Raw genomic sequence first — 25,259 nt, 5'->3', positions numbered from 1 at the left:
CCTCTCCTGCGGGAGATCTAAGCGAGAGATAGGCGAAATGTAGGTTGTTGCGGGCTATCAATATCCTAGTGAAAACGCAGCCAGGTATGCTACAATAATGAACAACTATTGAAGAGAAAGTGGAGATTGCTGATGACTGTGGCTTACCGCAAGAACTGGGATACATACTTCATGGATATTGCCTGCATGGTCTCTACCCGTTCGCGTTGTCCCCGCCGCCATGTCGGCGCGGTGCTGGTGCAGGGGAAGAAGCTGCTGGGTACGGCCTATAACGGTGCGCCGATGGGCGTTCCTGACTGCTCGGAAGCAGGCTGCATGGTCTCTGAGCAATACGAGCGTGAGATGATAGACGGTGTAGAGACAATGGTCAAAAAGCAGCGCTGCATCCGCACGATCCATGCCGAGCAGAATCTGCTGCTGTTCACAGACCGGAGCGACCGGGAAGGCAGTACAGTCTATGTGACGGATGAACCCTGCTGGACCTGTGCCAATATGCTGGCTAACAGCGGAATCGTGGAGATTGTCTACCTGCGTCCTTACAAGAAAGATATGGAGAAGGTACAGGCGATGCTCTCCTCCAAAGGCATTGTGTTCCGTCAACTGGAGAACTATGAGCCGCCTAAAGAAACGATGATTTCAGTATCTGAATAACGGCATACACCGGCGGGATTCAGTTATAGTTCGAGTGAACAAGAACCCAATAGAATATGGTTTGACTTCAGAGGAAGAACCTCTGTACACGCATGTAGTATGTATGCGTATGCAGAGGTTTTTTGGCGTGGAAATATAATCAGGAAGGAGTAAAAACAATGAACAGAAGGCCGCTCTTAAGCTTTACGGTCTGCTGGGTGGCGGGAAGTGCCGCAGGTTGTTTGTTCTCTGGCCGCAGTCTTCTATTCTGCCTCGCAGGGCTATTGTTGTTGCCTGTAGTCTGGGCGGTGAGCGGCGGAATACGCTGGAGGACGGCTGGGGTGTTGCTGACAGCACTGATTGTGGCAGCCCTATACTGGGAATACAGTGAGGTACGCAATGTGAGTCTGCTGCCTAAGGTGCTGGGGCACCCTGTGAGCGAAGTGAATGAGGCCTATGTAACAGCCGCAGGCGTTATCGCTTCTCCGGTGGAGCGGGACGGGGACCGGGTTGATTTTGTCGTGAAATTATCAGGGATCGGGCAGAATCAGCTAGAAAGCCAGGCCGCCGCAGACGAAGCGAAAGTTGAAATGCAAACAGAAGTAAATACAGGCGCAGGTGCAGCGAAAAAGACAGCGGCGGTGGTAGGAACAGAGGCAGAAGTTCAAGCCAGAGGTGAGAGAGTCGCCGTACAGATCAAGCTCCAGGAGGAGAGTGAGATAGCTGAGGCTGCCTTGTGGCAGCGCGGAGACCGGGTGGTCATTGAGGGGGAATTGATACAGCCCCAGATAGCGCGTAACTTCGGCGGATTCGACTACCGTGCCTATCTGCTCACCCAAAAGATTCACTGGCTGCTCAAAGGAACAGGGACAGCCAGTGTAAAGGTTAACTCCCAAGTCTCGTGGGAGCCGTCCACTATTCTGCGCTGGAATGATAAGGCAAGATCCGTGCTCGGTGCAGAAATGAGCCGCTTATTTCAGGAGCCTCATGCGGGTTATATGAAGGGCCTCGTCATTGGTATCCAAAAGGAACTGGACCCGGAGACCTTCAGACAGTTCTCTCAGCTCGGGCTCACTCATATTCTCGCCATCTCGGGGATGCATGTGGCGGTGTACGTCGGAGTAATCCTGGTTCTTTTGCGCCGCTGCCGCTTGACCAGAGAAACCGCACTGACGGTGACCCTGCTGCTGGTTCCGGTCTACGTGCTGCTGTCCGGGGCTGGACCGTCTGTGATCCGCGCCGGGATCATGAGCATGATTGCCTTGCTGGCGGCAAGGCTCGGCATGCTCAAGGATGGGCTAAACATTCTGGCTGCATCCGCTCTGATGATGCTGATCTGGAACCCTTATCTGCTGCTTAGTGTCAGCTTTCAGCTGTCTTTTCTGGTGACAGCAGGACTCATGGTATACACACCGCTCGCTGCGCCGCTATTCAGGCGGTTACCGGGCTGGCTAGGCAGCAGTCTGTCCGTAACGATTATTGCTCAACTGGTCTCGTTTCCGCTGACGATCTATTATTTCAACCAATTCTCATTGTTGTCCGTCGCCGCCAATCTGCTGCTGGTTCCGTTCATCACCTTCCTGGTGCTTCCTTTAGGAACGCTGGCGTTGCTCCTTGGGCGGGTCTGGAATACAGGCGCCCTCCTGACTGCGCAGCTTGCAGAGATACTGAATAATATCACTTTTGCGGCAGTGGAGTGGGTGAACGGAATCACCGCCGGGGTAATGATCTGGGCTTCGCCGTCAATCCTGTGGATCTGCCTCTACTACTGCCTGCTATATGGTTTGTTACACATGTTGAAACGGAGGACTGAGGCCATGCTTGTTCCCCAGTTCATGGATGATGAGACCCGTCCGCTGGCGGAGCTGGATAGGCCGGAACCGCGAGGTAACATCCGTGGCAGAGCTGGCCGCAATAACGTTCTGAATTCGGCAGGGGCTGCGAACAGCGGAAGAGCCGCGCTGACCTTTCAAGCCTATCCTCAATCAGGCCTATCACGCTGGAGCAATTCCGCAGCCATACTGTGTGCCGTAGGCCTGACTCTTCTGCTCTACAAAGGCTATAACGCCGAAGTTATACGCGACGGCTCCGGTTCCATCAGCTACCTGGATATAGGTCAGGGGGACAGCAGCCTGATCACCACGCCGGGCGGAGCACATATCCTCGTGGACGGCGGCGGGACCGTTAGCTTCGGCAACCGGGAGGAATGGCGCATCCGCCGCAGCCCGTTCGAGGTCGGGGCGAAGACGCTGCTGCCGCTCCTGAAGCAGCGGGGTATCCACCGTCTGGACGCGGTTATCTTGACGCATGGCGATCAGGACCATGCCGGAGGGCTGCAGGCTGTGCTGGAAGGGATGCCGGTATCGGCAATGCTGTTTAACGGAACATTAGCTGCCACGGAGCCGTACACCAAGCTGATGAAGACTGCACTGGACGCGGGTGTCCGGATGTATCCGGTGCAGCAGGGTATGACGCTGGTCCCGGACGAGGCCACGCGGCTGAACTTCCTCTGGCCGGAGCCGCGAGCGGATCGACAGACCATACCGGAGGAAGTGGAGGACCAGAACCACGAATCGGTGGTGTTCCGGCTGGAGATGAACGGCCGGAGCTTTCTTTTCACAGGAGATATGGATCAGGCGGCAGAGGAAGCGATATTGCAATCTGCACAGCAAGCCGGGATCAGCCCAGGCAGGCCCGTCGACGTCCTCAAGGTCGCCCACCACGGCAGCAAAACCGCCACCAGCGCAGACTGGCTCGCCTTCTGGACCCCCGGCGCCGCTGTCATCTCAGCCGGTGTGAATAACCTGTACGGACATCCCAATGGCGGTGTGCTGGAACGGCTGGCAGATGCAAACGCTGGAATCTACCGGACTGACCAGCAGGGGGAGATTCAGCTCAGAGTGGGCAAGGAGGGCATCATCGTACGCCACAAGCTCACCCCCGCCCCGGACTAAGACTCTGTAATCGTATATAATAAAACCATATGAGAGGAGTTGATCGTATCCTTATTGTTCTGGCAGGACTCCTGCTGCTGCTGATCGGCCAGACGATCTACCTGCTGAATTACCGGAGACAGGTCAGTCAGATCAGCAGCCAGCTGTCTTTTATCATGGAGCATGAATCCCGTAAGCTGGTAGCTACACAGTTGAAGCCGAGGGAGATCGGCAGGCTGGTGCGGAAGTGCAATAACCTGTTAAGCCGCCAGCGAGCGATGGGAGAACAGTTCAGCCGCAAGAATCAGGAGATGAATCTGGCGATTACCAGTCTGTCGCATGATATCCGGACGCCGCTCACTTCGCTGGATGGTTACCTTCAACTGGCACTGCGGACAGAGGCGGAGCAGGAGAAGGGGCGGTACGTAGCGCTTGCCCAGTCCAGAATACAGCAGATTATCAAGCTGGTGGATGAGCTGTTCCTCTATACCAAGCTGCAGAATCCCGAATACAGCCTGGAGCTGCAGCCTGTAGACGTTATGGAGGTGCTGAAGCGGAATCTGTTCACCTTCATCGATGCCTTCGCCGGATCGGAGAGTGAGCCCGAGCTACGGCTGCCGGAGTATTCTCCCCGGGTGATGGGGGATATCCATGCGCTGGAACGAATCTTTACCAATATCATCGGCAACTATTTCATCCATGGCGAAGGCCAGTTGGCCATAGAGGTTGAAGACAGGCAAGAGATGCTGTGTATACGCTTCACCAACCGGCTTAAGGCAGGCAGCAGGGTGGATACGGAGAAGATATTTACCCGCTTTTACAAAGAAGATCCGTCGCGTACCCGGCATTCCTCAGGTCTTGGACTCTCGATTGTGAAGGCGCTGATGGAGAAAATGAACGGGCATGCTGAGGCCGGGTGTACAGCGGATACCTTCAGTATATTAATCGGATTCTCAAAAAGGGGGGAGGAGCATAGCGATGAGCACCCATCTCAAGGATAACGGGCAGCGCAGAAGAATTCTCATCGTTGAGGATGACGAGCATATTAACGCAATTCTGCATGACTCGCTTACCGCCGCAGGGTATCAGTGCACCCAGTCCTATTCTGGTAGTGAAGGGATGCTGAATCTGGCAGAGCAGGAGTATCATCTGATTGTGCTGGACCTGATGCTGCCCGGATTGTCCGGCGAGGCGTTCATGCACCGTTTGCGTGAGGAGATGAAGTGCCGGGTTCCGGTAATTGTCCTCTCAGCCAAGGATCAGCTTGATCATAAGCTGGATCTGTTCACGCTGGGCGCTGATGATTATGTGACCAAGCCCTTTGAGCTGGAGGAGCTGATTGCCCGCATCCATGTCCATATCCAGCGGACAGCTGCCGGTGAGCCGGTGAAGGAGTTCAGGCATAAAAATCTGGTACTGGACTGCACGGCCTACAGTGTCAGGATTCATGGCAGCGTGCTTGCTCTGACCCGCCAGGAATACCGGATTGTCGAGCTGCTGGTCAGGAATCCCTCCCGTGTGTTCACGAAGCAGGATCTCTATGAACTGGCCTGGGAGGAGATCTATCTGGGCGAGGATAAGACAATAACGGTACATGTCAGCAATATCCGTAATAAAATCAAAGCGCATGACAGCGAAGCCTATATCGATACGGTCTGGGGCATCGGCTTCCGGCTGAGTCCATGATGAACTTTGAACTTTCTTAACCTTTTGTTGGCGAACTATTAGTCTTCATCCTGTTAACTTAGGGTAAGGAGGTGGCAGACATGACAGATTGCATCATTGAACTATGCGGACTGACCAAGATGTACCAATCGAAAGCGGCAGTGCGGAATGCCAATCTCAAAATCTACAGAGGAGAGATTGTCGGCATCATCGGGAAGAACGGGGCGGGCAAATCTACCCTGCTCAAAATGATCAGCGGACACGTGTACCCGACCTCGGGAGAGCTGCATTTCTTCAACCGTGCGGCGGCGGGGGACCAGTCTTTTTTCGAGCGGATGGGGGTGCTGATTGAGCAGCCCGGGCTATACCCGAACGTCTCGGCCTATGAGAACCTGAAGCTGCTCGCCATTGCATATGGTCTAAGTGATAGGGATACCACGATAGAGAAATTACTGCGGCTCGTAGGACTGGACCCTAAGAATACCGCCAAAGTTAAGAGCTATTCCATGGGCATGAAGCAGCGGCTGGGAATCGCGGTGGCTCTGCTCGGAAGTCCCGATGTGCTGATTCTGGATGAGCCGATTAACGGGCTTGATCCGCAGGGGATTGTAGAGATTAGGGAGCTCATCCTGGAGCTGAACGCAGCGGGTCTGACGATTCTGATCTCCAGCCACATTCTGGAGGAGCTCTCCAAAATCGCCACCAAGTATGCCATCATCCATCAGGGAGAATTTGCCGAGGTGATCTCCAAGGAAGAATTGCAGCAGCGCTGTGAGGAACGGATCGAGATTAGCGTGGAGGAAGCCCGGGAGGCTCTCCCGGTGCTGGAGCGCGAGCTGAAGATTACACAATACAAAGTGGTGGACAGCCGGACGGTGTATGTATACGACGAGCATATCCGCATCCGGCAGATCGTCCAGGAACTGGCGCAGCATGGGATAATGGTGGATTCCATCTCAAGACATAAGCAGGGCCTGGAGCAGTATTTCCTGGAACGCACGGAAAGTGCAGGTGAACGCCATGATTAACCTGTTCAAAATGGACCTTTACCGCTTCACGCGGAACAAGATTATGTACCTGCTGTTGCTCTTGTTCTGTGCTTTTCAGATCTTCGGCATCTATATGATGAAGCAATATGAGCAGCCAGTGGAGGGCCATCCGATACTCAGCAGCTTAACCGAGAGCGAATTCATCCAGTATACCATCTCGCAGCCGCCTTCCTGGATGCTGATCTATATCGCCGTATTCACTATCTATTTCTATATGAGCGAATGGAACTCCGGCTTCTCCAAGAATTATATCTCCATGCGGCAGGCCAGAAGCCACTCCGTGTTCTCCAAAATGACGATTCTCGCCCTTTTCGTGGCGATGATGTTCCTGACTCTGCTGGTTGCAGACGGAATCGCGAGAAAACTGTTATGGGACCAGACAGATATGGGAGACCCGGGGACGTTCATTACATTGCTGGCGGGCCAATTCCTGCTGCACTGGGCGTTCTCGCTGCTGATTCTTTGTATAGCTATGGTTACCCGGAACCTGTTAGTTAGCTTAAGTGCCAGCATCGTTCTGGCTTTGAATGTGATCGGGATGGTACTGGAGGCACTGGAAAAGCTGTTTACGGACATTCATCTGACAAAATATCTGCTGATCAACACGCTTGTGCGGGTCAAGGATTTAGGAAGCACGGCTGACCTGATTCACATGTTTGGAGTGGCGATTGCGGCGATTCTATTCCTTAGCTATGTTGCTGTCCGGTATAAAATCAGGGAGGATCTAACCTAGCGTCACTCCATGCCTGAGGGAATCAAATTCTTCTGCATTCCCCGGGCAGCTCCCCGCCTTGAATCCATGCCCCGACCAGCTTATTGAACAGCTCCGGCTTCGCCAGAGAGAGGCCGTGTCCGATCCGGGGAATCTCCACGCCCATGGAGCGGGGATTCGCTGCCACAAGATCCCGGGCGGATGACTTCATGACAGACTTCTCACGTTCACCTACAGTAACCAGTATTTTGCCTGCGGCCTCACTGAACCCGGCTGGAATGCGGAACGACATATTCTCTTCCAGCACCCGGATCAGTGTCTTCAGCTCCATCTGCCGGCTCTCATCAATGTACCGTTCCAGATACTCCTCATCCAGATAGAGCGTCTTGGCCTGTAGCTTCGCGAACCATCTGTACTTAATCAGCGGAAAAGAGAGCCTGACCGCCGGGCCGATCAGCCTGCTGGCAGAGGGAATCGGCCGCACTAATGCGCTGTTGATGATGGCATGATCTATCAGCTCCGGCCTCATGCCCAGCATTTGAACCAACACCTGTGCGCCCAGCGAGAATCCGGTAACAACAATCTTTCGTCCATTAGCCCGCTCCTCAATGAGCAACAGAAGCTCCTCCGCACTGCTGCGGATCGTGAACTCCTTATCCTCCCGGCTGAACCCGTGCCCCGGCAGATCCGGGACCAGACAGTGATAACCAGCGAACGCCGCCACCTGCTTATCCCACATCCACCCGCTCACGCCCCCGCCATGCAGGAAGACCATCAGACAATCCCCATCCGGGTCTCCGTACTCCTGAATATGTATAGCCACTCCGCACACCTCATTCCTCTAAAATAACCATCCCTACTCCTACGTCTCAACACCCGTATGGTCTCATATATAGATTCGGCTTTGCTTTCCTTTTGGGGACGGTACCGTTTCTGGGGAGAGTGGAGCTTGGGTTTCGATGTTTACTCAGGACCATTGAGGGGACAGAAAAGGTGTATCACAAAAAAAGCCCCGGCAGCTTGTCCAAGCTGCCGGGGGCTTATTCTACATACCATCCAATAAGTTGAACTTGTTAATTACAAATAAAGGGTGAGTGGTGGAAGGGAATTTTGGAACTGTAGGAGCGATAGCGTTCGCCTTTAGGTTTGGATTTCTACCGCGAACAGCGGTTTAAAATCAGGAAATCCAAACCTAACAGCGGCCGGAAGTCCAAAACTTCTCTGGAGTCACGATTATCCCGGAATCGGTATTTACAAGTTCAATCTACCCACTTAAAACTTAAAATCCTCATCCTGCAAAGGCTCCACATTCATAGCCCGCACATAACCGTTGCCCTTCTTCGAGAAGAAGTCATGCTGCTTCGTGTGGGTGCTGATCCCGTTCTGCACGATCGGGTTGATCTCTTCTTCATCGAACAGCGGATCATGGCCGAGGTTCATCATCGCCTTGTTGGCATTGTAGCGCAGGAAGGTCTTCACTTCCTCCACCAGACCAATCGGCGCGTAGATCTGCTCGGTGTATTGCTCTTCGTTCGCATGCAGCAGGCGCAGCAGACCCACCAGGGTCTGGTAGACATCGCTCTGGTCCTCTTCGGACAGCTCCTCGAAAATCTCCTGGGCAAGCACGCCGACATAGACGCCGTGGATGCTCTCATCCCGCAGGATCAGGTCGATGATCTCGCCGCTGCAGGTCATTTTGCCTTGTCCGGCCAGATAGAGCGGGTAGAAGAAGCCGCTATAGAACAGGTAGCTCTCCAGCAGAACCGATGCGGACATCGCCAGATAGAGGTCTTTCTTCGTTTCAATCTTAGAATAATATTCAGAGATCGTCGCTGCCTTGAACTGCAGGAACGTGTTGTCCTCCACCCAGCGGAAGATCCCGTCAATCTGCTCGGTGGAAGCCAGTGTGGTGAAAATACTGCTGTAGGATTTCGCATGAATCTGCTCCATCATGCCCATGAAGCCGAGGACCGCCTTGCGCTGCAAGCCGTCCACATGCTCCATAATCTGCGGCATCCCTACGCCGCCCTGAATCGTATCCAGCAGGGTCAATCCGCCCAGCACCTTCATATAGGAGTCCTTTTCAATCTCACTCAGCGTGAGCCAGGACATTTTGTCATCGGATAATGGAATTTCGTCGTCGGTCCAGAACTGCATAATATTCTGATTCCAGAACATCAGCGAGAAATCGTCGTCGGGACGGTTCCAGTTCACGGCTTGGATTGCGCTCATAATCGTATATTCTCCCTTTCTGTACCCGTGCCCGCTCTTAGATAGAGCAGGACAGGCATTCCTCGACAGACAGTTTATTGGTCCGGGTGTAGTACAGGGATTTCAGTCCCTTGTGCGCCGCATACAGGTAAGAGCGTGCCAGCTCACGGGTCGTTACATCACTGTTCACATGCAGGACCGTCGAGATGCCCTGGTCGATATGGGGCTGAATCTCCGCAATCAGATCAATTACCTTGAACTGGTCCATCTGGTAGGCGGATTTATAATAGAACACATTGTCCGGACGCAGGTAAGGCATCGGATAGTAGGTGGTCGAGTTGGCATACGTGCGGGTCTCGATCTGCTCTACAATCGGCATGACGCTGGAGGTGGCATTCTGGATGTACGAGATGCTCGCTGTAGGCGCAATCGCCAGACGGTAGGCATGGTACAATCCGTTCTGCATAACCTTCTCACGCAGCTGCTTCCAGTCCTCAGGGGTAGGAATGTAGATCCCCTCGAACAGCTCCTGCGCTTTTGCCGTAACCGGACGGTAGTCTGTAGTCAGATAACGGTCGAAATACACGCCACTGGCGTAGTCGGACTGCTCGAAGCCATAGAAGGTCTCACCGGTCTCGGCGGCAATCTCCATACTTTTCTCAATCGAATGATAGTTCATCGTCATGAAGAAGGTGCGTGCGAAATCACGGGCCTGCTCACTCTCATAAGCCACCTTGTTCTTGGCAAAATAACCATGCAGGTTCATTACGCCCAGACCCACGGAGTGCATTTCTTTGTTCGCCTTAGCCACGCCTGGAGCGTTGGAGACAGTTGTCATATCGCTGACAGCCGTCAGTGCGAGCATACCTTCATGTACGGATTCACGGATCTTACCGTGCTCCATCACGTTCACGATGTTGAGGGAAGCCAGGTTGCAGCTAATATCGCGGCGGATCTCATCCTGCTGTCCGTAATCGTTAATCTCCGAAGTCTCCTGCAATTGGAAAATCTCGGTGCACAGGTTGGACATCTTAATCTGACCCACATTCCGCAGGGCATGAGCAGCGTTGGCATTGCTCTTGTTCATAATATATGGATAGCCCGATTCAAGCTGGATCATGGCGATTTTGGTCAGCATGTCGCGTGCGCTCATGGCGATTCTTTTCTTCACGCGCGGATCAGCGAGCAGGGTGTCATACATGACGTCCAGATCCATGTCATCCAGGTGCGTACCATACGCCTGATAGACTGTGTAAGGAGCGAACACATGCAGCGGCTGATTATCCTGTGCAAGCTTGTAGAAGCGGTTAGGCACGATCAGGCCGATAGACAACGTCTTCAGGCGTGTCCGTTCGTCGGCGTTGATCTTCTTGCTGTCCAGGAATTCGAGTACATCCCAGCCAAAAATATTATAATAAGCCGCGCCCGAACCTTTGCGCTGACCCATCTGGTCGGCGTAGGAGAAGCCGTCTTCCATGAGCTTCAGGACAGGCATGATGCCCTTGGCTGCATCCTCTACACCCTTAATCGTCTCACCGCGCGAGCGCAGCTTGGACAGATTGACGGCAACACCGCCGCCGATCTTCGACAGCTGCATGCAGGTGTTCAGCACATAGTTGATCGAATTCAGCGAATCGTCCATCTCCAGCAGGAAGCAGGAGACCATCTCACCGCGGCGGCTTTTGCCGGCATTGAGGAAGGTTGGCGTAGCAGGCTGCAGGCGCTGCTCCATCATCGAGCGGGCCAGTGTACGGGCCGTCTCGACATTGCCGCGTCCCAGATGCAAGGCTACGACAGCTACGCGGTCCGGGTAATGCTCCAGGTACTGCTTGCGGTCATTGCTTTTGACAGCATAGTCCGTATAGAACTTGGAAGCCGCCATATAGGAAGGGAACTGGAAATTATATTCGTGGGCAATCCGGTAGACATCCTCCATCTCAGCCGCAGAATAACGGTCATACAGGTCCTCGTAGTAATCATTGGCAATCATATAATCAATCTTCGCTTTGGTAGTTGTGAAGGTCAGGCTGCGCCGCTCCACATCCCGCATGAACTCGGCTACCGCCTCCTGGTCCTTATCCAATTGGAAAAAGCCGCTTTCGTCTCTCTTCATCAACATGTTGTTCAGTTCAATATGCCGCAACCCGGTCCACCTCCTGTTTTATGCGCTGTACATCACCAAATGTTCCCGACAATTCAAACTTGCCGACAACAGGTACGTTGTAACGCTGTGCAATCAGATCTGCGCTGTGCGCGTATAGCTCACCCCAGTTTTTGTTGCCGCTCGCGGCAATACCCTTGAGTCTGGAATGATTCTGCTCAAGGAACGTAGCCACCTTCGCTGGAATCTGTCCAAATCCGGTGGTGTATGTAACAAGCACGTAAGGCTCGTCGATCATCATATGTTCTTCGATTTGAACAGCGGGAAGCTTCAGCTTATTGATGAACCTTCTAACGTTGCCGGTCTTGGAATCGTAAGCAATCAACATGGTCCCTAACCTCCTATAACATGTAGCCCATTCTACTTGACAAATGATGATGGGCCATTTCACTAGATTTATTGGCTTTTCACTTATATACACTATATTTAGTAACGTTTAATCATTTTACTACCATATATTGAAAAGTCAAGAGATGAACAGCCCTCTCCAGCCTCTCAAATTGCCGGTGAAAACCGCCAATCCCACGCCCCGCCTGCATTCTATTCTCTTATAATTAATTAGTATTTTTTTTAAGCATTTTGCTAGGCCTCTGTCCTGCGGGAATTGGGTTCCTCAAGGACGAGGAACCATCCATTGCAGCCGCTGATTCTCAGCCAAGGGACACCCGAATAATTGCGCAGACCATCTCCCAAGCAATAGGCTGCCAGCCATCCCCCCTGCTTAAAATGCCTCAGGAGGTCATAATATGACTCCTGCTCTCCTCCAGCAGCTCGGCGTAATATCCGCCACGCTTCAGCAGCTCGCTGGGCGGGCCAGCTTCGGCGATCCGGCCTTCCTTCATCGCAAGGATAAGATCCGCTTCGGCAATGGTGGATAGCCGGTGGGCGATAATCAGTGTTGTTCTGCCGCTGGCCGCATTGTCGATCGCCTTCTGAATCAGCTTCTCAGTATACGTGTCGATGTTGGCGGTAGCTTCATCCAGCACGAAGATCGCAGGATTATGGGCGATCGCCCGGGCGAAGGAGATGAGCTGGCGCTGGCCTGCGGACAGGGTGCCGCCCCGCTCGGTTACAGGCTCGTCGAGGCCTCCAGGCGAACTCAGCACGAACTCTTCTGCGCAGGAGGCCTGTAGCGCCTCCTGCACGCTCTCCTCCGCGATGTCATCACCGAGGGTGATGTTGTCGCGGATCGAGCCGGAGAACAGGAAAACATCCTGGAGGACGACGGAAATGTTCCGCCGCAGATCATTCAGCCGGATGTCGTTCACATTGACGCCGTCAATCAGAACTTCGCCTTTCTGCACGCGGTAGAAGCCGTTGATCAGGCTGATAATTGTCGTTTTGCCCGCTCCGGTCTCTCCGATGAAGGCGGCAGTCTGTCCTTTACCGATCACGAAGCTTACATCCTTCAACACCCAGTCGTCATCATTGTAAGAGAACCAGACATGGCGGAACTCAATGGTTCCGTGCAGGCGTTCCATCGGCAAGCCGCGGTCCGGCTGCTCCAGGCGGTCCTCCTCACGGATCAGCTCAAAGATGCGCTCGGTGGATACAAGGGCAGATTGTATAGACGTATATTTGTCAGCCAGATCGGAGATGGGCGCGAAGAACTGCCTGATATACGTGGTGAATGCAAACAGTACGCCGATCTGCAGGGTGCCGCCGGAGATTCGGCCAATGCTGTACCAGACCAGAATGGCCACGGCCAGACTCTGGAACATATCCGAAGCCGGCTTCAGTACACTGTTAAGGCGCACCTGAATCAGGGTGGTTTTGAAATATTCCCCGTTCAGCTTCAGGAATTGATCCTCTTTTTCCTTTTCGGCGCGGAAGCTCTGAATGACCCGCATCCCGGAGAGACTCTCGGCAAAGAAACCGTTAATCTGTCCGATATAGTGCTTCATATGGAAGAAGTTCTTTTTAATTTTGTTCTTAATGAAGAGGACCAGGAAGGCCATCACGGGAATGACGGTAAACGAAACCAGCGTAAGCGGCGGGCTTAGCAGCAGCATGGCGTAGATGATCCCCAGCAGCAGCAGTACGTCCTTGACCAGCGAGATGACCACATCCGTATATAATTCGCTGATCTCAGCGGTGTCGTTGGTAGCCCGCGTAATGAGCCTTCCGGAGGAGGTACGGTCCAGATACGGAAGCGGTAGCCGTTCAATGATAGAGAATACCCGTACCCGCAGCTCATGGATCAGGCTCTGTCCCGCTTTTCCGGCAATCAGCGCCTGGAGATACGAGAAGATTCCCCCGGCCGAAGCTACCGCCACATAGAGCAGCGCTAAGCCTCCAATCGAATCCAATCCGCTTTGAGCGGCGCGTCCAATCAGGAAGTGGTCGATGACACGCTGTAGAATAAGCGGCTGGATCAGGAAAGCTCCGTTTACAATCACCACGCACAGACATGCAAGGAGGAGCTGGAACTTATAAGGGGCGGATAACCGCAACAGCAGCTTCATAGCGCCCGCTTCAGACTTTTTCCGTCTCGCAGACTTCTTCTTCGTCAAGCTGTCCGGTATAGATGTCATAGTACATCCCTCCTTTCTTCAGTAGCTGCTCATGGGTGCCCCGTTCGGCGATACGCCCTTTATCGAGCACAATGATCTCGTCGGCTTCCATAATGCCTGAGACCCGGTGCGAGATCAGGATATTGCTCTTGCCCTTGCGGGTCTGCCGCAGGCTGTTCAGAATCTGTCCTTCCGTTACGGCATCGACTGCTGACAGCGCATCGTCCAGAATCAGAACCGCCGGCTTCCGGATCAGCGCTCTTGCAATGGCCAGCCGCTGCTTCTGCCCGCCGGACAGGTTCACGCCGCGTTCACCCAGCTGGGTATCATAGCCATCCGGGAGCTTCTCGATACTTGCGGCGATTTGGCTCAGCGCTGCGGCATGTTGCACATCCGCGTCTGTATAGCCGTCTTTGAACAGGACGATATTGTCCGTCACGGAAGCGGCGAACACGAAGGTATCCTGCGGCACAACACCGAGTCCTTCCCGCAGGCTATCCAGCGCATAATCGTTAAGATCCCGTCCATCCAGCAGGATGTGCCCCGGCTTCACGCCAAAGAAGCGGAAGAGCAGGGAGACCAGGGTGCTTTTGCCGGAGCCGGTGCGGCCGATGATGCCCAGTGTGTGGCCTTTAGGCAGAACAAGCGAGATATCCTGCAGCGCCGGAACCTCAGAGCCTTCATAATAGAAAGTCAGATTGCGCAGCTCCAGGGAGCCTTCCGGCTGCGTGCGTACAGCGTGTGGCAACTCCAGAATCTCCGGCTGAACCCGCAGAATGTCATTCAGTCTTCCGAGGGAAGCGACCCCGCCCTGAACAATGGTGATGATCCGGCCAATCGACACTATGGGACTTACAATCAGGCTGAGATACCCGTTAAAAGCGACAAAGTCACCGATACTGATCTCTCCCCGCAGCACCATCCGGCCGCCAAACATCAGATTTATTACGAAACAGACGGCGAAGCCGAACTCGACCATCGCGGGCAGAGCGGCGGAGATTCTGATCAGATCGAGGTTGGCCTGCTTCATCCGGCTGCTCAGCTCACTGAATTTCTCCATTTCCGGACGTTCCTGCACATAAGCCTTGATGACGCGGATGCCGGAAATATTCTCTTGAACCTTGTCAGAGACAGTGCCGAACTGTTTCTGAACGATCCGGAACCGGGTCTTAACCTTGCGGCCGCTGAAGAGCATCAGCAGGATGATGAAGGGGAGCGGGGAGAGGGTAATCAGGGTGAGACTGGGGCTGACTGACGCGAACATGAAGTAGACCGAGGAGATACAGATAACAATTCCGTTAAAAGACATCGCCGTGGCCGGACCGAAGGTCATGCGCACCGCTGAGATGTCATTGATGGCATAAGCGATCAGGTCGCCGGTCTTGCGGCTGCTGAAGAAGCCGGGGGAGAGTCTGAGGAAATGCCGGTACAGCTCCTCCCGTATGTAACATTCCAGGTTCCGGCCGTTCGCGATAATGATGTTTCTCCAGAGGAAGGTGCAGAGGAAGACGACAGCCGCAATCAGCACCATCCACAGCACCCGGGTCAGCACCTGCTCCGGCTCAAAACCATTATCCTTCATCAGATCGACCGCACCCCCCAACACTTTGGGAAATAACGTCTGAATGAAGGAAGCGGCGAACATGAAGGCAAAGCCTATACTGTAGCTGAGCTTGCGCGACTTGAAGAAACGCAGTAATACAGATGAATTCATCGATCGATTCCCCACCTTTACAGTACCCTTGTTAAATAAAGTACCCGAGTTTCCAAAAGTTACAGTTTACACCTCACGTACAGAATCCCGCTCCACCAGTGTGCCTAGAATGGCGATATTCTCCGCAGGCTTGCCGGGCTCGGCGATTCGTTTGAGGAGCGTGGCGACGACGGTGCGGCATGAATAATCAATATTCAGATCCATTGTGGTCAGCGCTGGCAAGGAGAAGGCTGAGACCTCGCTATTGCCGATGCTGAGAATCGACACCTCTCCAGGGACCTTGATGCCATACTCCTGCAGCTCACGGATCAGCTCGACCGCGGTGAAGTCATGATCGCAGAGGAAGGCGCTTGGAAGCTGACCGCCGCTAATCAGTTTAGACAGTCTTGTGCGAAGAGTCTCATCCCTCTGTACAAAAAGCTCCTCCTCCACAGCCACCCCATGCTCCTCCAGAGCGGAGATGATGCCTGTCTTCATCTCCTTATTGCGGTAGGTACCCTGGTCTACAATGAAGCCGATCCGGCGGTGCCCCCGGTCCAGCAAATATTTGCACTCCTTATAGCCCGCATGAAGGAAGCTGAACCATACACTGTCATAGTCATAGGCCGGAGAGTAGCCGGTATAGAAGATCAGATTCGCGATCTGCTCCTGGATAAAGGCGGCATACTCCAGATTAAATCTGCCGATCAGAATCACCCCGTCGAACTTGAAGCCCCGGCTCAGACGGTAAGGCAGGATCAGCTTATTCTGATGGTCCTTATCCAGAAATTCGATGCTGTAATCCGTCTCCGCCTTCTGTAAGAAGAGCTCAATCCCTTGTACCATATAGCTGAAATTGCTGTTATCATGCGAATAGGGCTTCTGGTGCAGCACGAGAATTCGTGCAGGCGTATGCTTTTTGGGCTTGATATAGCCCATTTCCGCCGCTTTTTTCACAATAGCTGCCTTCAGCTCATCGCTGATGCCTGCCTGATTGCTGAGTGCCCGGCTGATGGATACGGGTGAGAGTCCCATAGCCTCGGCAATATGTGTAATGGTTACCTTTTTTGTCTTCAGAAGAATCCCCCTCTTTATCGTGCTGCCGCAGCATATTGTTCCTGGCACTGTTATTATAATCACCCACTAATTTTGAATCTACGATAAAAAACGAAAAAAACCACGTAAAAAAAGTTTATTTTTTAACGTAAACTTAAGAGCGATCGTGTTCATGTTTTTTTGCATCATACATTTTGGAAATAAAATAAGAATCCTTGGGAACCATTTCTGCCCGCGTGAGTCTTATTGGGCGAGAGGGGAGAGAACATGCAAAGTAAAGAACTAATGTATAGCATGACCTGTGCCTCATCGGTATCGCTTCGCGAGATGATGGAGACTTACGGACCGGATGTATGGAATTATGCTTTTTTCTTAACCCGCAGTCGGGAGCAGGCGAACGATATCAGCCAGGAGGTATTCCTCAAGGCCTACAAGAGCATCGGCAAGTACCGGGGGCAGTCCACTCTGAAAACCTGGCTGCTTACCATTACCCGCAACACCGCGTTCAGCTTACGGAAGAGCAGCTTCTGGCGGAGATTCACTCCGCTGGGAAGCCATCAGGATCAGGGAGGCACCTTGTCCGCAGAACAAGAGGCTATCGGCAATCAGTACGCCAACCGCATCTGGGAGATCATCATGGAGCTGCCTGACAAGTACAGGGAGATACTGGTGCTGGATATCCAGCAGGATTTGTCGGTCTCTGAACTGTCCGCGCTGCTCGGTATTGCGCAAGGCACGGTCAAATCCCGGTTGGGACGGGCCAGAGAGAAAGTGAGAACGGCGATAAAGGAGGAAGACCTGTGAAGACGAGATATGAGGATGAACAAGTGAAGGTGATGAGCGGGGAGAAGGACTGGTATAAGCGAGCCGGGCGCAACCCGCTTGTAGAGCCGGGATTCACGCCACAGCTCATGGCGCGGATTGAAGAGGCTGCTAATGAAACCTCTACCCGGACAAGCGGACTACACCGCCGCTTCAGCCGTATGGCCGCCCTCGGCGGACTGGCAGCCATCTTGCTGCTTGGCGCACTGGTCTGGCCATTTGGCCCAGGAGCCGGGCTTGATCCGTCAGGGAGGCTGGCAGCGGTCTTTAAGCCTAGCTCGGGAGCTGCTGCGGTTACGCCGTCGGTGTCTCCTTCGGCTTCTCCGCCAGGACTGGGCCTGTACAAGATATCGGCAGAATTTGAACTAGGCGGGCTTAAGTATTATATGCCCCTTCCGCTAGACCGTAATAAGAGTGCTGCGATGGCTGTTGAGACTTCCGCCGGAATCGTCTGGTCGCCTCCGCCGCCAGTGGTTGACTATCTAAAGCCTAAATACACACACAATACAGAGCCATATACTCTTTACTTGACTCCAAAAGGGCATGCAGAGCTATCTGCGGATTCAGCACAACGCTTGTATGTCTTTCCTTTGTATGCCGGAGGTGCGCAGTCTTATTTGTCGCTGGGAGGCTTAATTGGAGCGGGAGATTATCTTTTGTTTTTCAGCAGCAGCTATACTATTGGAGAGAATGAGAAAAGGTCAGGGGCCAAGCTGCATGTGATGGATGTCAGACAGGCAGGAGAGGGTAAGATTCCTGTTCCCCGAGAATTACTGCCCCTAGATGAAACGTATCAGGTCTATAAATCTTTTATGGCCGTTAATCCCGAAAAAGGAGAGTTTTTGGTTGTTTATTATACGGATGATGGAAGGGGCAGTTATACACAGCATAATAAGCTGTATGATATTGCAACTGGCAGTGCTCAGGTACTTTCGGGCGAAATCACTACTGAAAATGCAGAAAGACCCTCCAAGCTCCATTATGGAGCGCTTACCCTTGATTCTAAAGATCTGGTGACCATTGTCCATTACGAAGTTAACGGAGAGCAGCGGAGCACAGAGGTTGATATGAAGACGGGCGGCCAGTGGTTCTACGACTGGTGGTATGAGGAATACGGTGAAAAAATTGATGACAGTACCATCAAAAAATTTAGCAGATGACATTAAAGAAGCCTCCAATCCAATTCCTATAGATAATTTACTAAAAAAAAGCTATACTTTTTGATAATATCTCTAAGTAAACTTGGTTTGTGTTTACTTCTGGAGTTCGATATCGAAGAGTGGAGCGGGATTAATGAAGAAGCTGACTATTGAGGATGTGGCCCAGAAGGCGGGCGTATCGAAAAGCACAGTCTCGCAATTTTTGAATAAACGGTTCAAGTATATGAGTGAGGCGACCAAAAACCGCATTGCCGAGGTTATCGATGAGCTGAACTACCAGCCCAACGGACTTGCCCGCAGCCTCAAGCAGAACCGCACGCATATGGTTGGCATTATTGTGGCCAATATAGATTATTCGCTGTCCATTCAGTGTATCCGGGCCATTGAGAACGAGCTGCAGCGCCATGGGATACAGGTGATTATCTGCAACTCGGACGAGAACGCCGATAAGGAGAATACTTATGTGGAGACCCTGGTCGCCCGGCAGGTGGATGGCCTGATTATTTTTCCAGCTGGTGATCAGCCTGCGCCCTACACCCGGTTAATTGAAGCGGAATATCCGCTGGTGTTCATGGACCGGCTGGTTGACGGGATTACCACCCAGAGCCTGCTGCTGGATAACGAAATGGCGGTGAAGACCGCCATACGGGAGCTGACGGACCACGGCCATGAAGCGATTGCTATTCTATCTCTGCCGCTTGGCGTCCATGCGATCACCCCGCGCAAAGAGCGAATGAGCGGTTACAAAAAAGCGATGGAGGAAGCAGGTCTGCCGCTGCAGGATTCGTATATGCGCAGTGTGTCGCGCGAAGATATCGCTTCCGCACTGGATGAGCTGTTACAGCTGCCCCAGCCGCCGACAGCGCTGCTTGCCGCCAATGATCTGGTGCTGGGCGAGATTCTTAAATATGCGAACCGCAAGGCCATCTTCATCCCCGGACAATTGTCGGTCATCGGCATCGACGATGCCGAATTCGCCCGGATCTATAATCCTGATATTACAACGATCCGCCAGCCGGCTTACGAGATGGGGATGCAGGCGGCCAAGATCATGCTCTCTTTGATCAACGATGCGGACAGCGCGATGCCCATCACCTACAGGTTCCCGCCTTCCTTGCAGCAGGGGGAGTCGGTGCAGCCGCCGGCTAAGCCGGAATAGAGCAGGTCGGGGCGGCGAAAGGTCCATCGTGGTGACAACTTATAGGAAATCTGCTCAGGAATCCACGGCTTTACGGACCCAGGGGCCGTTATTGTGCGGAAAAGAAGGGTTTTGTTAGTTTTACGGACTCAGGAGCCGTTAAATTGCTGTTTAGGGCGCTAGATGCCCGTGAAGTGCGGCTTAACGTCATCTGAGTCCGTTAGGCTTGCTATAGTGCAGCAATTCCCCAAATAACGGCTCTCCGGTCCGTAAGTCTATAGTTTGAGAGCAGGATTATGTACATTGAGCAAGACTATGTACTTTGCCGCGCGAACTGCTGGGAATGACGACTTGCCGGTTCGCAGGAACAATGCTCGGATGAAACTGACTTATCGTAACTGAGCTGTAACTGAGCTGTAACTGAGCTGTAACTGAGCCATAAGTGAGCCATAAGTGAGCCATAACCATGCTGTACTACCTGCAATTCAGCCACACCTCTCTCATGCTACATATGCAAAAGGGTGTCCCAGCCGTCTGTCGGCTCAGGGACACCCTTTTTGCTGTGCTAATATGTGTTCATGCTGAAGCCTGGCGCTGCCGGCAGCAGAGCACCATTGGCTATACGCCTGCCCTCATGAACTCCTCCAGCGCGTCGCGGGTTGGCAGTCCGTCCATATCGCCAGGCGACATCACGGCGAGTGCGCCGATCGCATTGCCGCGCTTCACGGCTTCCGCTACGCTGAGCTTCTCCAGCATGGCGCTGATCACCCCAACCGCGAAGCCGTCTCCGGCGCCGACTGTATCGATAACCTGCTCGACCTTGAAGCCGTCCACATAATCCTCTTCACCAGCGGAGGTCTTATAGTAAGCGCCCTCAGGACCGAGCTTGATGACTACAAGGGATACGCCGCGCTCCAGATAGTACCCGGCAATCTCCTCCGGAGTCTCAAGGCCGGTGAGGATTTTGCCTTCTCCGTGGCCGGGCAGGAACCAGTCGCAGCGGGTAGCCAGGTCGTTGATTGTATTAACCATAGTTTCAGTGTCCGGCCACAGGGTCGGGCGCAGATTCGGATCGAGCGATACAGTCTTGCCGTGCTGCTTCATGAACTCCATGGCATGCAGCGAGAATTCGTGACATGAGGCCGAGAGTGCGGAAGAGATGCTGGTCACATGCAGATGGCCGGCGGAAGCGAAGTAATCTTCATCGAAGTCGGCGAGATTCAGCTTGGAGGCGGCGGAATTTTTGCGGAAATATTCAACCTTGGGATCTCCGCTCAGTACCTTGGATTTGATCAGCATGCCGGTGGAGAATTCTTTGGTCGTTGTGATGCTCGCGGTATCAATCTTCTCCTTATTCAGCGCCGAGGTGATGAACTGGCCGAAGTTGTCTTCGCCAAGCTTAGTCACATAACCGGTCAGATGCTCCAGGCGTGATAATCCGGTGGCTACATTGCTCTCCGCACCTGCCAGCGCCTTGGAGAAGGAAGTGACCTCATGCAGGGGCCCGGCTTCATTGGCGTAGAACATAGCCATCGGCTCCCCGAAGGTGACTGCATCCAGCTGTTTATTCATGAATAGTTCCTCCTAAAATGAACACGTTATTATGGTATTGGGATAGAATATAAGTTGAAATTATCACATAAAACGGTTTTGTACAATATAGCAATGCTCATTCAGCGGGCTTATTTTGTACGGTATATAGCCGGTGTGGTTCGAAAATCGTTGATAAATAGGCATTTTTGGCGAGTGTTTAGAGTTTATTACCGCTTCCCGAATAAATATATATTGACTGTTAGCGGCAATATTATTACTATTTTATTAGCAGGATAAAGCCTGATGTTAGTAAAATAGATAAATTAGTTTATCTAAATAAATATTCTTAACTGGAATATAATCAGAGAGGAAGTAACTACCATGAAGAAAATCAAAGTCTTGCAGAATATTACCTCTGTTGGTGTAGTAGCTGTTATCCGTGCGGATAATGCCGATGATGCTTATGCCATGTCAGTGGCTTGTATCGAGGGTGGACTGAACAATATCGAAGTTACCTTTACGACGCCAGGAGCCGATGTAGCGATCAAGCGCCTAGTGGCTGAATATGGAGGACGCGCCGTGATTGGTGCCGGTACCGTGCTTGACCCGTTGACAGCAAGAATTGCTATTCTGGCAGGATCGGAATTTGTGGTCAGTCCTTCTTTTGAAGAGGATACCGCCAAGATGTGTAATCTGTACGGCATTCCTTATATGCCGGGCTGCATGACGCTGAATGAGATGAAGGAAGCCCTGAAGCTGGGTGTGGATGTGCTGAAGTTGTTCCCTGGCAGTGCGTTCGGACCGGACTATGTCAAGGCGGTTAAGGGGCCGATGCCGCATGTGAACATTATGCCTACCGGCGGCGTGGATCTGAACAATATGGAGAAATGGATCAAGAACGGCTGCATCGCTGTCGGCATCGGCGGCAACCTGACCGCACCGGCCAAGGAAGGCCGTTATGACCAGATCACAGAGCTGGCTGCACAGTATGTAGCGAAGTTCAAGGAGATCAAAGGCCTGTAACCTAGAACTGAGCCGGACTCGTTCGCGGATCTGGTGACTCATCTATAATAGGAATGTCTTGCCTTATGGGGCAGGGCATTTTTTGTTGAAACGGTACCATCCATTAAAGGACGGCAAAGCCATTTCCACTTGACTGTTCGTGAGAGCTAAGGAAGCGGGCAGTAGTTGGATTTTCTACACTTGCTGATGAATGGAAGAACTCTGATAGGACAGCAGTTGGATAAACAGCACTTAATTTCTCATGATTTATGCTGAAAGGGTAAAATCAATAACAATAGGTGCTCTTTTTCCACTTTCTTACCTATCATGCTCGGAAATCAGGGAATTAAGATACGTTTTTCCATTTGCTTGTTGCCGGGGGGCTGTGTCTCCTTCCGTTTCTCAAGGGTTGCTGTTTCTCACCGTTGGACGAGCCTCCGGGCGGAGGAGATAAACAGCGGCTGTAAATGATGGAATTGCTGCCGATCAGGGCAATACTTAGCCTATAGGGAGGGTGCTTAAGCGCCTGCCAATATTTGAGAAGTTGACCTGAAAGGTGATGCCATGACCGGCGATGAGCTTCGCAGCAAGCTGTACCCGACACTAATAATGGAAGAAGCCGATTATGTGGGAATCAGAACTACAGTGCACGGCTGCAGGGTGAGCGTGGGAGCGATTTATCAACTGCACCGTAACTATAGTCATCCGCAACTTTTTGAGCAGGGTGAAGTATATGTGCTTGATGATGATTTCAGAGAGAATTATACCGTGCTCTTGCTGTGTGCCACAACATTATATACATTGAAGGAGCCGTCTTCTTCCTAGCCAGGTCTGGTACGGAGCGGACGGCTTGTCATGTCATTTCTGTAACTAACTTCTATAAAAAGAGTATTTGAATGATTGCAGCATCCCTTGTATGCTTAGTAGGGATTGTGGACTATAAAAAAATGATTACAGCTTGCAACAAATTCGCAGTCTTGCGCGTCAGTAAGATTGCATAGAGAGGGGGAACCTTCGTGGTGGAGCAGGGACTCATCAGAGCCGCTCAAGCGGGCGATCGCGACGCTCTAATCACCCTATTGCGAGAAATTGAAGGGCATGTATATAAGACGGCCTTCTACATTCTGCATAATGAACAGGATGCACTGGATGCCTCCCAGGAAGCGTTGATCCGGGTGTACACCAAGATCGGCTCCTATGAGGAGAAGGCGCAGTTCAAAACATGGGTTCAGCGAATAGTAACCAACATATGTATAGACAAATTCCGGAGAACGAAGCCTACCGTTTCTATCGATGAACACGAAATGGTGTTCCAGGATAAAAAACATAACGTAGAGCGCGAAGTGATGTCGGGTTATCTGGCGGAGGATATCCGTGAGGCCATCGACCAGCTTCCGGAGCATCACCGGACGGTAATCGTGCTCCGCTATTTACAGGATTTTTCTTACAACGAGATTGCAGACTGTCTGGATCTGCCTCTGAACACGGTGAAATCGTACCTGTTCCGGGCGCGGCAGCAGCTGCAGAATAGACTTCAGGAGTATCAGAAAGGTGGTGTGTCAGGATGAAATGCGCGGAGGTGATGGAATGGATGCATCGCTATTTAGATCATGATCTCAGTCAGGAAGAAATGCTTGAAATGTTCCGTCATATCGACGATTGTCCTTCCTGCGCGGAAGTCTTGGACCGGCTGACGCTGCTCTCCCAGCAGCTGGAGCAGCTTCCGGATGTGAAGCCCCCCTTCAGTCTGGTTGACTCTATCCTGCCTCAGCTTGAACTGCTGGACCGTGGTGTTCCGGAAGAGCCTGCGGTAATGGAGCCGGAAGATCCGAAGATTATTCCCTTTACACGTGCAAGCACCCGGGGCAAGAAGTCCAAGGGCGCTTCACTGGCTTCGCGGACAGGCATTGGTGCTGCGGCGGCAGCGGTGATTCTGCTCATCGCCGTATTCAATATGCCGAAGAGCCTGCCGGGCGCGGATGTGGATATGTCATCCCAATTAATGAGCGGCGGAGCGGCGAACTCCAGCCTGAGTACGGAGAGCAGTGCAGACAGTGCAGATACCCCGCAGGCGGACGGACAGAATAACAGCGGCAGCAGCAGTGATCTTAATAAGATGGACCAGGCCACGCCTAGTGAATCTGCAGACGTTAATTTGAAATCTGCACCGCCTGCTCCCAGTGAGGGCGCTGATCAATCAGCCGCAGCCGGCGGCGGTATGGCTTCAGACAAGGAGCCTGCGGTAAGCGAAGCTCCGATCAGCAAGCGTACTGCTACTGCGCCTCCGGCGGATCGCCCCAAGAGCACCAAGAAAGCGGATAGCCGGTCGGTAGATTCCAATAGTATGAAGTCGAGTGCGCCAACACAAGAGAATGCGGCGGACGATAGGGCAGCTGCGGGCGATGTGCGGATGGCGCCGACTCCATCCCCGGCAGAGTCAGGAGCCATGTCGCTGATGGTTGCGGAGTCCTCGTGGACATCACCCGACGGGCAGCATACGGCTGAGCTGGCAGGCCAAGAGGTTGTGATTTACAGCTCGCCCGCAGAGAGTGCGGGAGAACGGACTGCGTTGACCTCTCTTCCTATAGAAGGCACCTGGGTCTCAGGAGTTTGGTCAGAGGATGGCACCCAGTTCACTTATGTGTCACAGCTTGAGGATGGTACGCAGGCGACTAACGTATACACGGTTCCGGCAGAGGCTGCAACACCTGCTCCATCCGCTTCTCCGGCCCCGGCCGCTTCCCCGGCGCCAACAGTTTCTCCGGCGGCTTCTCCTTCATCCATCCCCAGCCCGGCTATCTCCCCGGACGCGGCAACGTCCGTTAAATAACCGGAACGTTCTTCCGGCCTGCGGAATATGCTAAGGCAAGAGGACAGGAATTACAGGCTTTGCGAGTATCATCATCGGTATGACCGGCGGCCGGGAGAGTTTCTAGAGCTGCTCCCTCCGTCGTTTATATAGATGCGCCGCTGAAACGGAG

General features: G+C 52.8%; 21 protein-coding genes. 13 read left to right on the top strand and 8 right to left on the bottom strand.

Annotation, left to right across the window (positions count from 1 at the left end; translation table 11 throughout):
• Window positions 1–132: 132 nt before the first annotated feature.
• From ACFSX3_RS20470 to ACFSX3_RS20445, 6 genes are all read left to right on the top strand, one after another.
• Window positions 133–651, top strand: a complete 519-nt coding sequence (locus ACFSX3_RS20470; RefSeq protein WP_076082103.1) for a deoxycytidylate deaminase — start codon at window positions 133–135, stop codon at window positions 649–651.
• Between the two features lie 158 nt (window positions 652–809).
• On the top strand, window positions 810–3,584 hold the full coding sequence (locus tag ACFSX3_RS20465; RefSeq protein ID WP_209987649.1) for a ComEC/Rec2 family competence protein: 2,775 nt from the start codon (window positions 810–812) through the stop codon (window positions 3,582–3,584).
• A gap of 29 nt (window positions 3,585–3,613) precedes the next feature.
• Window positions 3,614–4,564 carry a sensor histidine kinase gene (locus ACFSX3_RS20460; RefSeq protein ID WP_209987653.1) on the top strand — a complete coding sequence of 317 codons (951 nt, stop codon included), beginning with the start codon at window positions 3,614–3,616 and terminating at the stop codon, window positions 4,562–4,564.
• The gene (locus ACFSX3_RS20455; RefSeq protein ID WP_209987656.1) at window positions 4,542–5,249 is read left to right on the top strand and encodes a response regulator transcription factor; all 708 of its coding nucleotides are present in this window, start codon (window positions 4,542–4,544) and stop codon (window positions 5,247–5,249) included. Before ACFSX3_RS20460 ends, ACFSX3_RS20455 begins: the two co-directional genes overlap by 23 nt.
• Window positions 5,250–5,329: 80 nt before the next feature.
• Window positions 5,330–6,256 carry an ABC transporter ATP-binding protein gene (locus ACFSX3_RS20450; protein ID WP_209987658.1) on the top strand — a complete coding sequence of 309 codons (927 nt, stop codon included), beginning with the start codon at window positions 5,330–5,332 and terminating at the stop codon, window positions 6,254–6,256.
• A complete protein-coding gene (locus ACFSX3_RS20445) occupies window positions 6,249–7,010 on the top strand; it encodes an ABC transporter permease (protein WP_209987662.1) in 762 nt (253 codons plus the stop codon). Before ACFSX3_RS20450 ends, ACFSX3_RS20445 begins: the two co-directional genes overlap by 8 nt.
• Window positions 7,011–7,032: 22 nt before the next feature.
• Here ACFSX3_RS20445 and ACFSX3_RS20440 read toward each other — a convergent pair whose 3' ends face one another.
• The 7 genes from ACFSX3_RS20440 to ACFSX3_RS20410 all read right to left on the bottom strand — a co-directional run bounded on the left by ACFSX3_RS20440 (window position 7,033) and on the right by ACFSX3_RS20410 (window position 16,692).
• A complete protein-coding gene (locus ACFSX3_RS20440) occupies window positions 7,033–7,812 on the bottom strand; it encodes an alpha/beta fold hydrolase (RefSeq protein WP_209987665.1) in 780 nt (259 codons plus the stop codon).
• Between the two features lie 449 nt (window positions 7,813–8,261).
• A complete protein-coding gene (gene nrdF, locus ACFSX3_RS20435) occupies window positions 8,262–9,221 on the bottom strand; it encodes a class 1b ribonucleoside-diphosphate reductase subunit beta (protein ID WP_209987672.1) in 960 nt (319 codons plus the stop codon).
• A gap of 37 nt (window positions 9,222–9,258) precedes the next feature.
• Complete coding sequence (gene nrdE / locus ACFSX3_RS20430; protein ID WP_209987675.1) at window positions 9,259–11,343, bottom strand: class 1b ribonucleoside-diphosphate reductase subunit alpha; 2,085 nt, start codon at window positions 11,341–11,343, stop codon at window positions 9,259–9,261.
• Entirely contained in the window at window positions 11,330–11,689 is a 360-nt protein-coding gene (gene nrdI, locus ACFSX3_RS20425; protein ID WP_209987678.1) for a class Ib ribonucleoside-diphosphate reductase assembly flavoprotein NrdI, read from the bottom strand. Before nrdI ends, nrdE begins: the two co-directional genes overlap by 14 nt.
• 403 nt (window positions 11,690–12,092) lie before the next feature.
• Window positions 12,093–13,895 (bottom strand): ABC transporter ATP-binding protein, encoded by a 1,803-nt coding sequence (locus ACFSX3_RS20420; protein ID WP_209987681.1) that lies wholly within the window; start codon window positions 13,893–13,895, stop codon window positions 12,093–12,095.
• Window positions 13,837–15,588, bottom strand: a complete 1,752-nt coding sequence (locus tag ACFSX3_RS20415) for an ABC transporter ATP-binding protein (protein WP_209987684.1) — start codon at window positions 15,586–15,588, stop codon at window positions 13,837–13,839. Before ACFSX3_RS20415 ends, ACFSX3_RS20420 begins: the two co-directional genes overlap by 59 nt.
• A gap of 66 nt (window positions 15,589–15,654) precedes the next feature.
• Window positions 15,655–16,692, bottom strand: a complete 1,038-nt coding sequence (locus tag ACFSX3_RS20410) for a LacI family DNA-binding transcriptional regulator (RefSeq protein WP_209987687.1) — start codon at window positions 16,690–16,692, stop codon at window positions 15,655–15,657.
• 198 nt (window positions 16,693–16,890) lie between these two features.
• Between ACFSX3_RS20410 and ACFSX3_RS20405 the strand changes: the two genes are divergently transcribed.
• The 3 genes from ACFSX3_RS20405 to ACFSX3_RS20395 all read left to right on the top strand — a co-directional run bounded on the left by ACFSX3_RS20405 (window position 16,891) and on the right by ACFSX3_RS20395 (window position 19,764).
• On the top strand, window positions 16,891–17,427 hold the full coding sequence (locus ACFSX3_RS20405; protein WP_209987690.1) for an RNA polymerase sigma factor: 537 nt from the start codon (window positions 16,891–16,893) through the stop codon (window positions 17,425–17,427).
• Window positions 17,424–18,605, top strand: a complete 1,182-nt coding sequence (locus ACFSX3_RS20400; RefSeq protein ID WP_209987694.1) for a hypothetical protein — start codon at window positions 17,424–17,426, stop codon at window positions 18,603–18,605. Before ACFSX3_RS20405 ends, ACFSX3_RS20400 begins: the two co-directional genes overlap by 4 nt.
• Before the next feature lie 133 nt (window positions 18,606–18,738).
• Window positions 18,739–19,764, top strand: coding sequence for a LacI family DNA-binding transcriptional regulator (locus ACFSX3_RS20395; protein WP_209987697.1), 1,026 nt, complete (start codon window positions 18,739–18,741; stop codon window positions 19,762–19,764).
• Window positions 19,765–20,361: 597 nt separating this feature from the next.
• Here ACFSX3_RS20395 and ACFSX3_RS20390 read toward each other — a convergent pair.
• A complete protein-coding gene (locus ACFSX3_RS20390) occupies window positions 20,362–21,315 on the bottom strand; it encodes a sugar kinase (protein WP_209987701.1) in 954 nt (317 codons plus the stop codon).
• Window positions 21,316–21,657: 342 nt separating this feature from the next.
• Between ACFSX3_RS20390 and ACFSX3_RS20385 the strand changes: the two genes are divergently transcribed.
• The 4 genes from ACFSX3_RS20385 (at window position 21,658) to ACFSX3_RS20370 (ending at window position 25,108) form a co-directional block, all read left to right on the top strand.
• Window positions 21,658–22,299 carry a bifunctional 2-keto-4-hydroxyglutarate aldolase/2-keto-3-deoxy-6-phosphogluconate aldolase gene (locus tag ACFSX3_RS20385; RefSeq protein WP_209987703.1) on the top strand — a complete coding sequence of 214 codons (642 nt, stop codon included), beginning with the start codon at window positions 21,658–21,660 and terminating at the stop codon, window positions 22,297–22,299.
• Between the two features lie 543 nt (window positions 22,300–22,842).
• Complete coding sequence (locus ACFSX3_RS20380) at window positions 22,843–23,103, top strand: hypothetical protein (RefSeq protein WP_209987706.1); 261 nt, start codon at window positions 22,843–22,845, stop codon at window positions 23,101–23,103.
• Between the two features lie 191 nt (window positions 23,104–23,294).
• Window positions 23,295–23,846 (top strand): RNA polymerase sigma factor, encoded by a 552-nt coding sequence (locus tag ACFSX3_RS20375; protein WP_036690462.1) that lies wholly within the window; start codon window positions 23,295–23,297, stop codon window positions 23,844–23,846.
• Window positions 23,843–25,108, top strand: a complete 1,266-nt coding sequence (locus ACFSX3_RS20370) for an anti-sigma factor family protein (RefSeq protein ID WP_209987709.1) — start codon at window positions 23,843–23,845, stop codon at window positions 25,106–25,108. Before ACFSX3_RS20375 ends, ACFSX3_RS20370 begins: the two co-directional genes overlap by 4 nt.
• Window positions 25,109–25,259: the final 151 nt, after the last annotated feature.

Source organism: Paenibacillus rhizoplanae, assembly GCF_042684125.1.
GTDB lineage: Bacteria > Bacillota > Bacilli > Paenibacillales > Paenibacillaceae > Paenibacillus_AQ > Paenibacillus_AQ rhizoplanae.
Note: the sequence above shows the minus strand (reverse complement) of the source record. Positions and strands in the feature narration are given on the sequence as shown.

Excerpts from the sequence above, each read along its gene's own strand:
- ACFSX3_RS20450 (WP_209987658.1), top strand. The coding sequence starts at position 5,330 with ATGACAGATTGCATCATTGAACTATGCGGACTGACCAAGATGTACCAA.
- ACFSX3_RS20370 (WP_209987709.1), top strand. The coding sequence starts at position 23,843 with ATGAAATGCGCGGAGGTGATGGAATGGATGCATCGCTATTTAGATCAT.
- ACFSX3_RS20405 (WP_209987690.1), top strand. The coding sequence starts at position 16,891 with ATGCAAAGTAAAGAACTAATGTATAGCATGACCTGTGCCTCATCGGTA.
- nrdF (WP_209987672.1), bottom strand. The coding sequence starts at position 9,221 with ATGAGCGCAATCCAAGCCGTGAACTGGAACCGTCCCGACGACGATTTC.
- ACFSX3_RS20415 (WP_209987684.1), bottom strand. The coding sequence starts at position 15,588 with ATGAATTCATCTGTATTACTGCGTTTCTTCAAGTCGCGCAAGCTCAGC.
- ACFSX3_RS20420 (WP_209987681.1), bottom strand. The coding sequence starts at position 13,895 with ATGACATCTATACCGGACAGCTTGACGAAGAAGAAGTCTGCGAGACGG.
- ACFSX3_RS20385 (WP_209987703.1), top strand. The coding sequence starts at position 21,658 with ATGAAGAAAATCAAAGTCTTGCAGAATATTACCTCTGTTGGTGTAGTA.
- ACFSX3_RS20380 (WP_209987706.1), top strand. The coding sequence starts at position 22,843 with ATGACCGGCGATGAGCTTCGCAGCAAGCTGTACCCGACACTAATAATG.
- ACFSX3_RS20470 (WP_076082103.1), top strand. The coding sequence starts at position 133 with ATGACTGTGGCTTACCGCAAGAACTGGGATACATACTTCATGGATATT.
- ACFSX3_RS20390 (WP_209987701.1), bottom strand. The coding sequence starts at position 21,315 with ATGAATAAACAGCTGGATGCAGTCACCTTCGGGGAGCCGATGGCTATG.
- ACFSX3_RS20465 (WP_209987649.1), top strand. The coding sequence starts at position 810 with ATGAACAGAAGGCCGCTCTTAAGCTTTACGGTCTGCTGGGTGGCGGGA.
- ACFSX3_RS20445 (WP_209987662.1), top strand. The coding sequence starts at position 6,249 with ATGATTAACCTGTTCAAAATGGACCTTTACCGCTTCACGCGGAACAAG.
- ACFSX3_RS20460 (WP_209987653.1), top strand. The coding sequence starts at position 3,614 with ATGAGAGGAGTTGATCGTATCCTTATTGTTCTGGCAGGACTCCTGCTG.
- nrdI (WP_209987678.1), bottom strand. The coding sequence starts at position 11,689 with ATGTTGATTGCTTACGATTCCAAGACCGGCAACGTTAGAAGGTTCATC.
- ACFSX3_RS20455 (WP_209987656.1), top strand. The coding sequence starts at position 4,542 with ATGAGCACCCATCTCAAGGATAACGGGCAGCGCAGAAGAATTCTCATC.
- ACFSX3_RS20395 (WP_209987697.1), top strand. The coding sequence starts at position 18,739 with ATGAAGAAGCTGACTATTGAGGATGTGGCCCAGAAGGCGGGCGTATCG.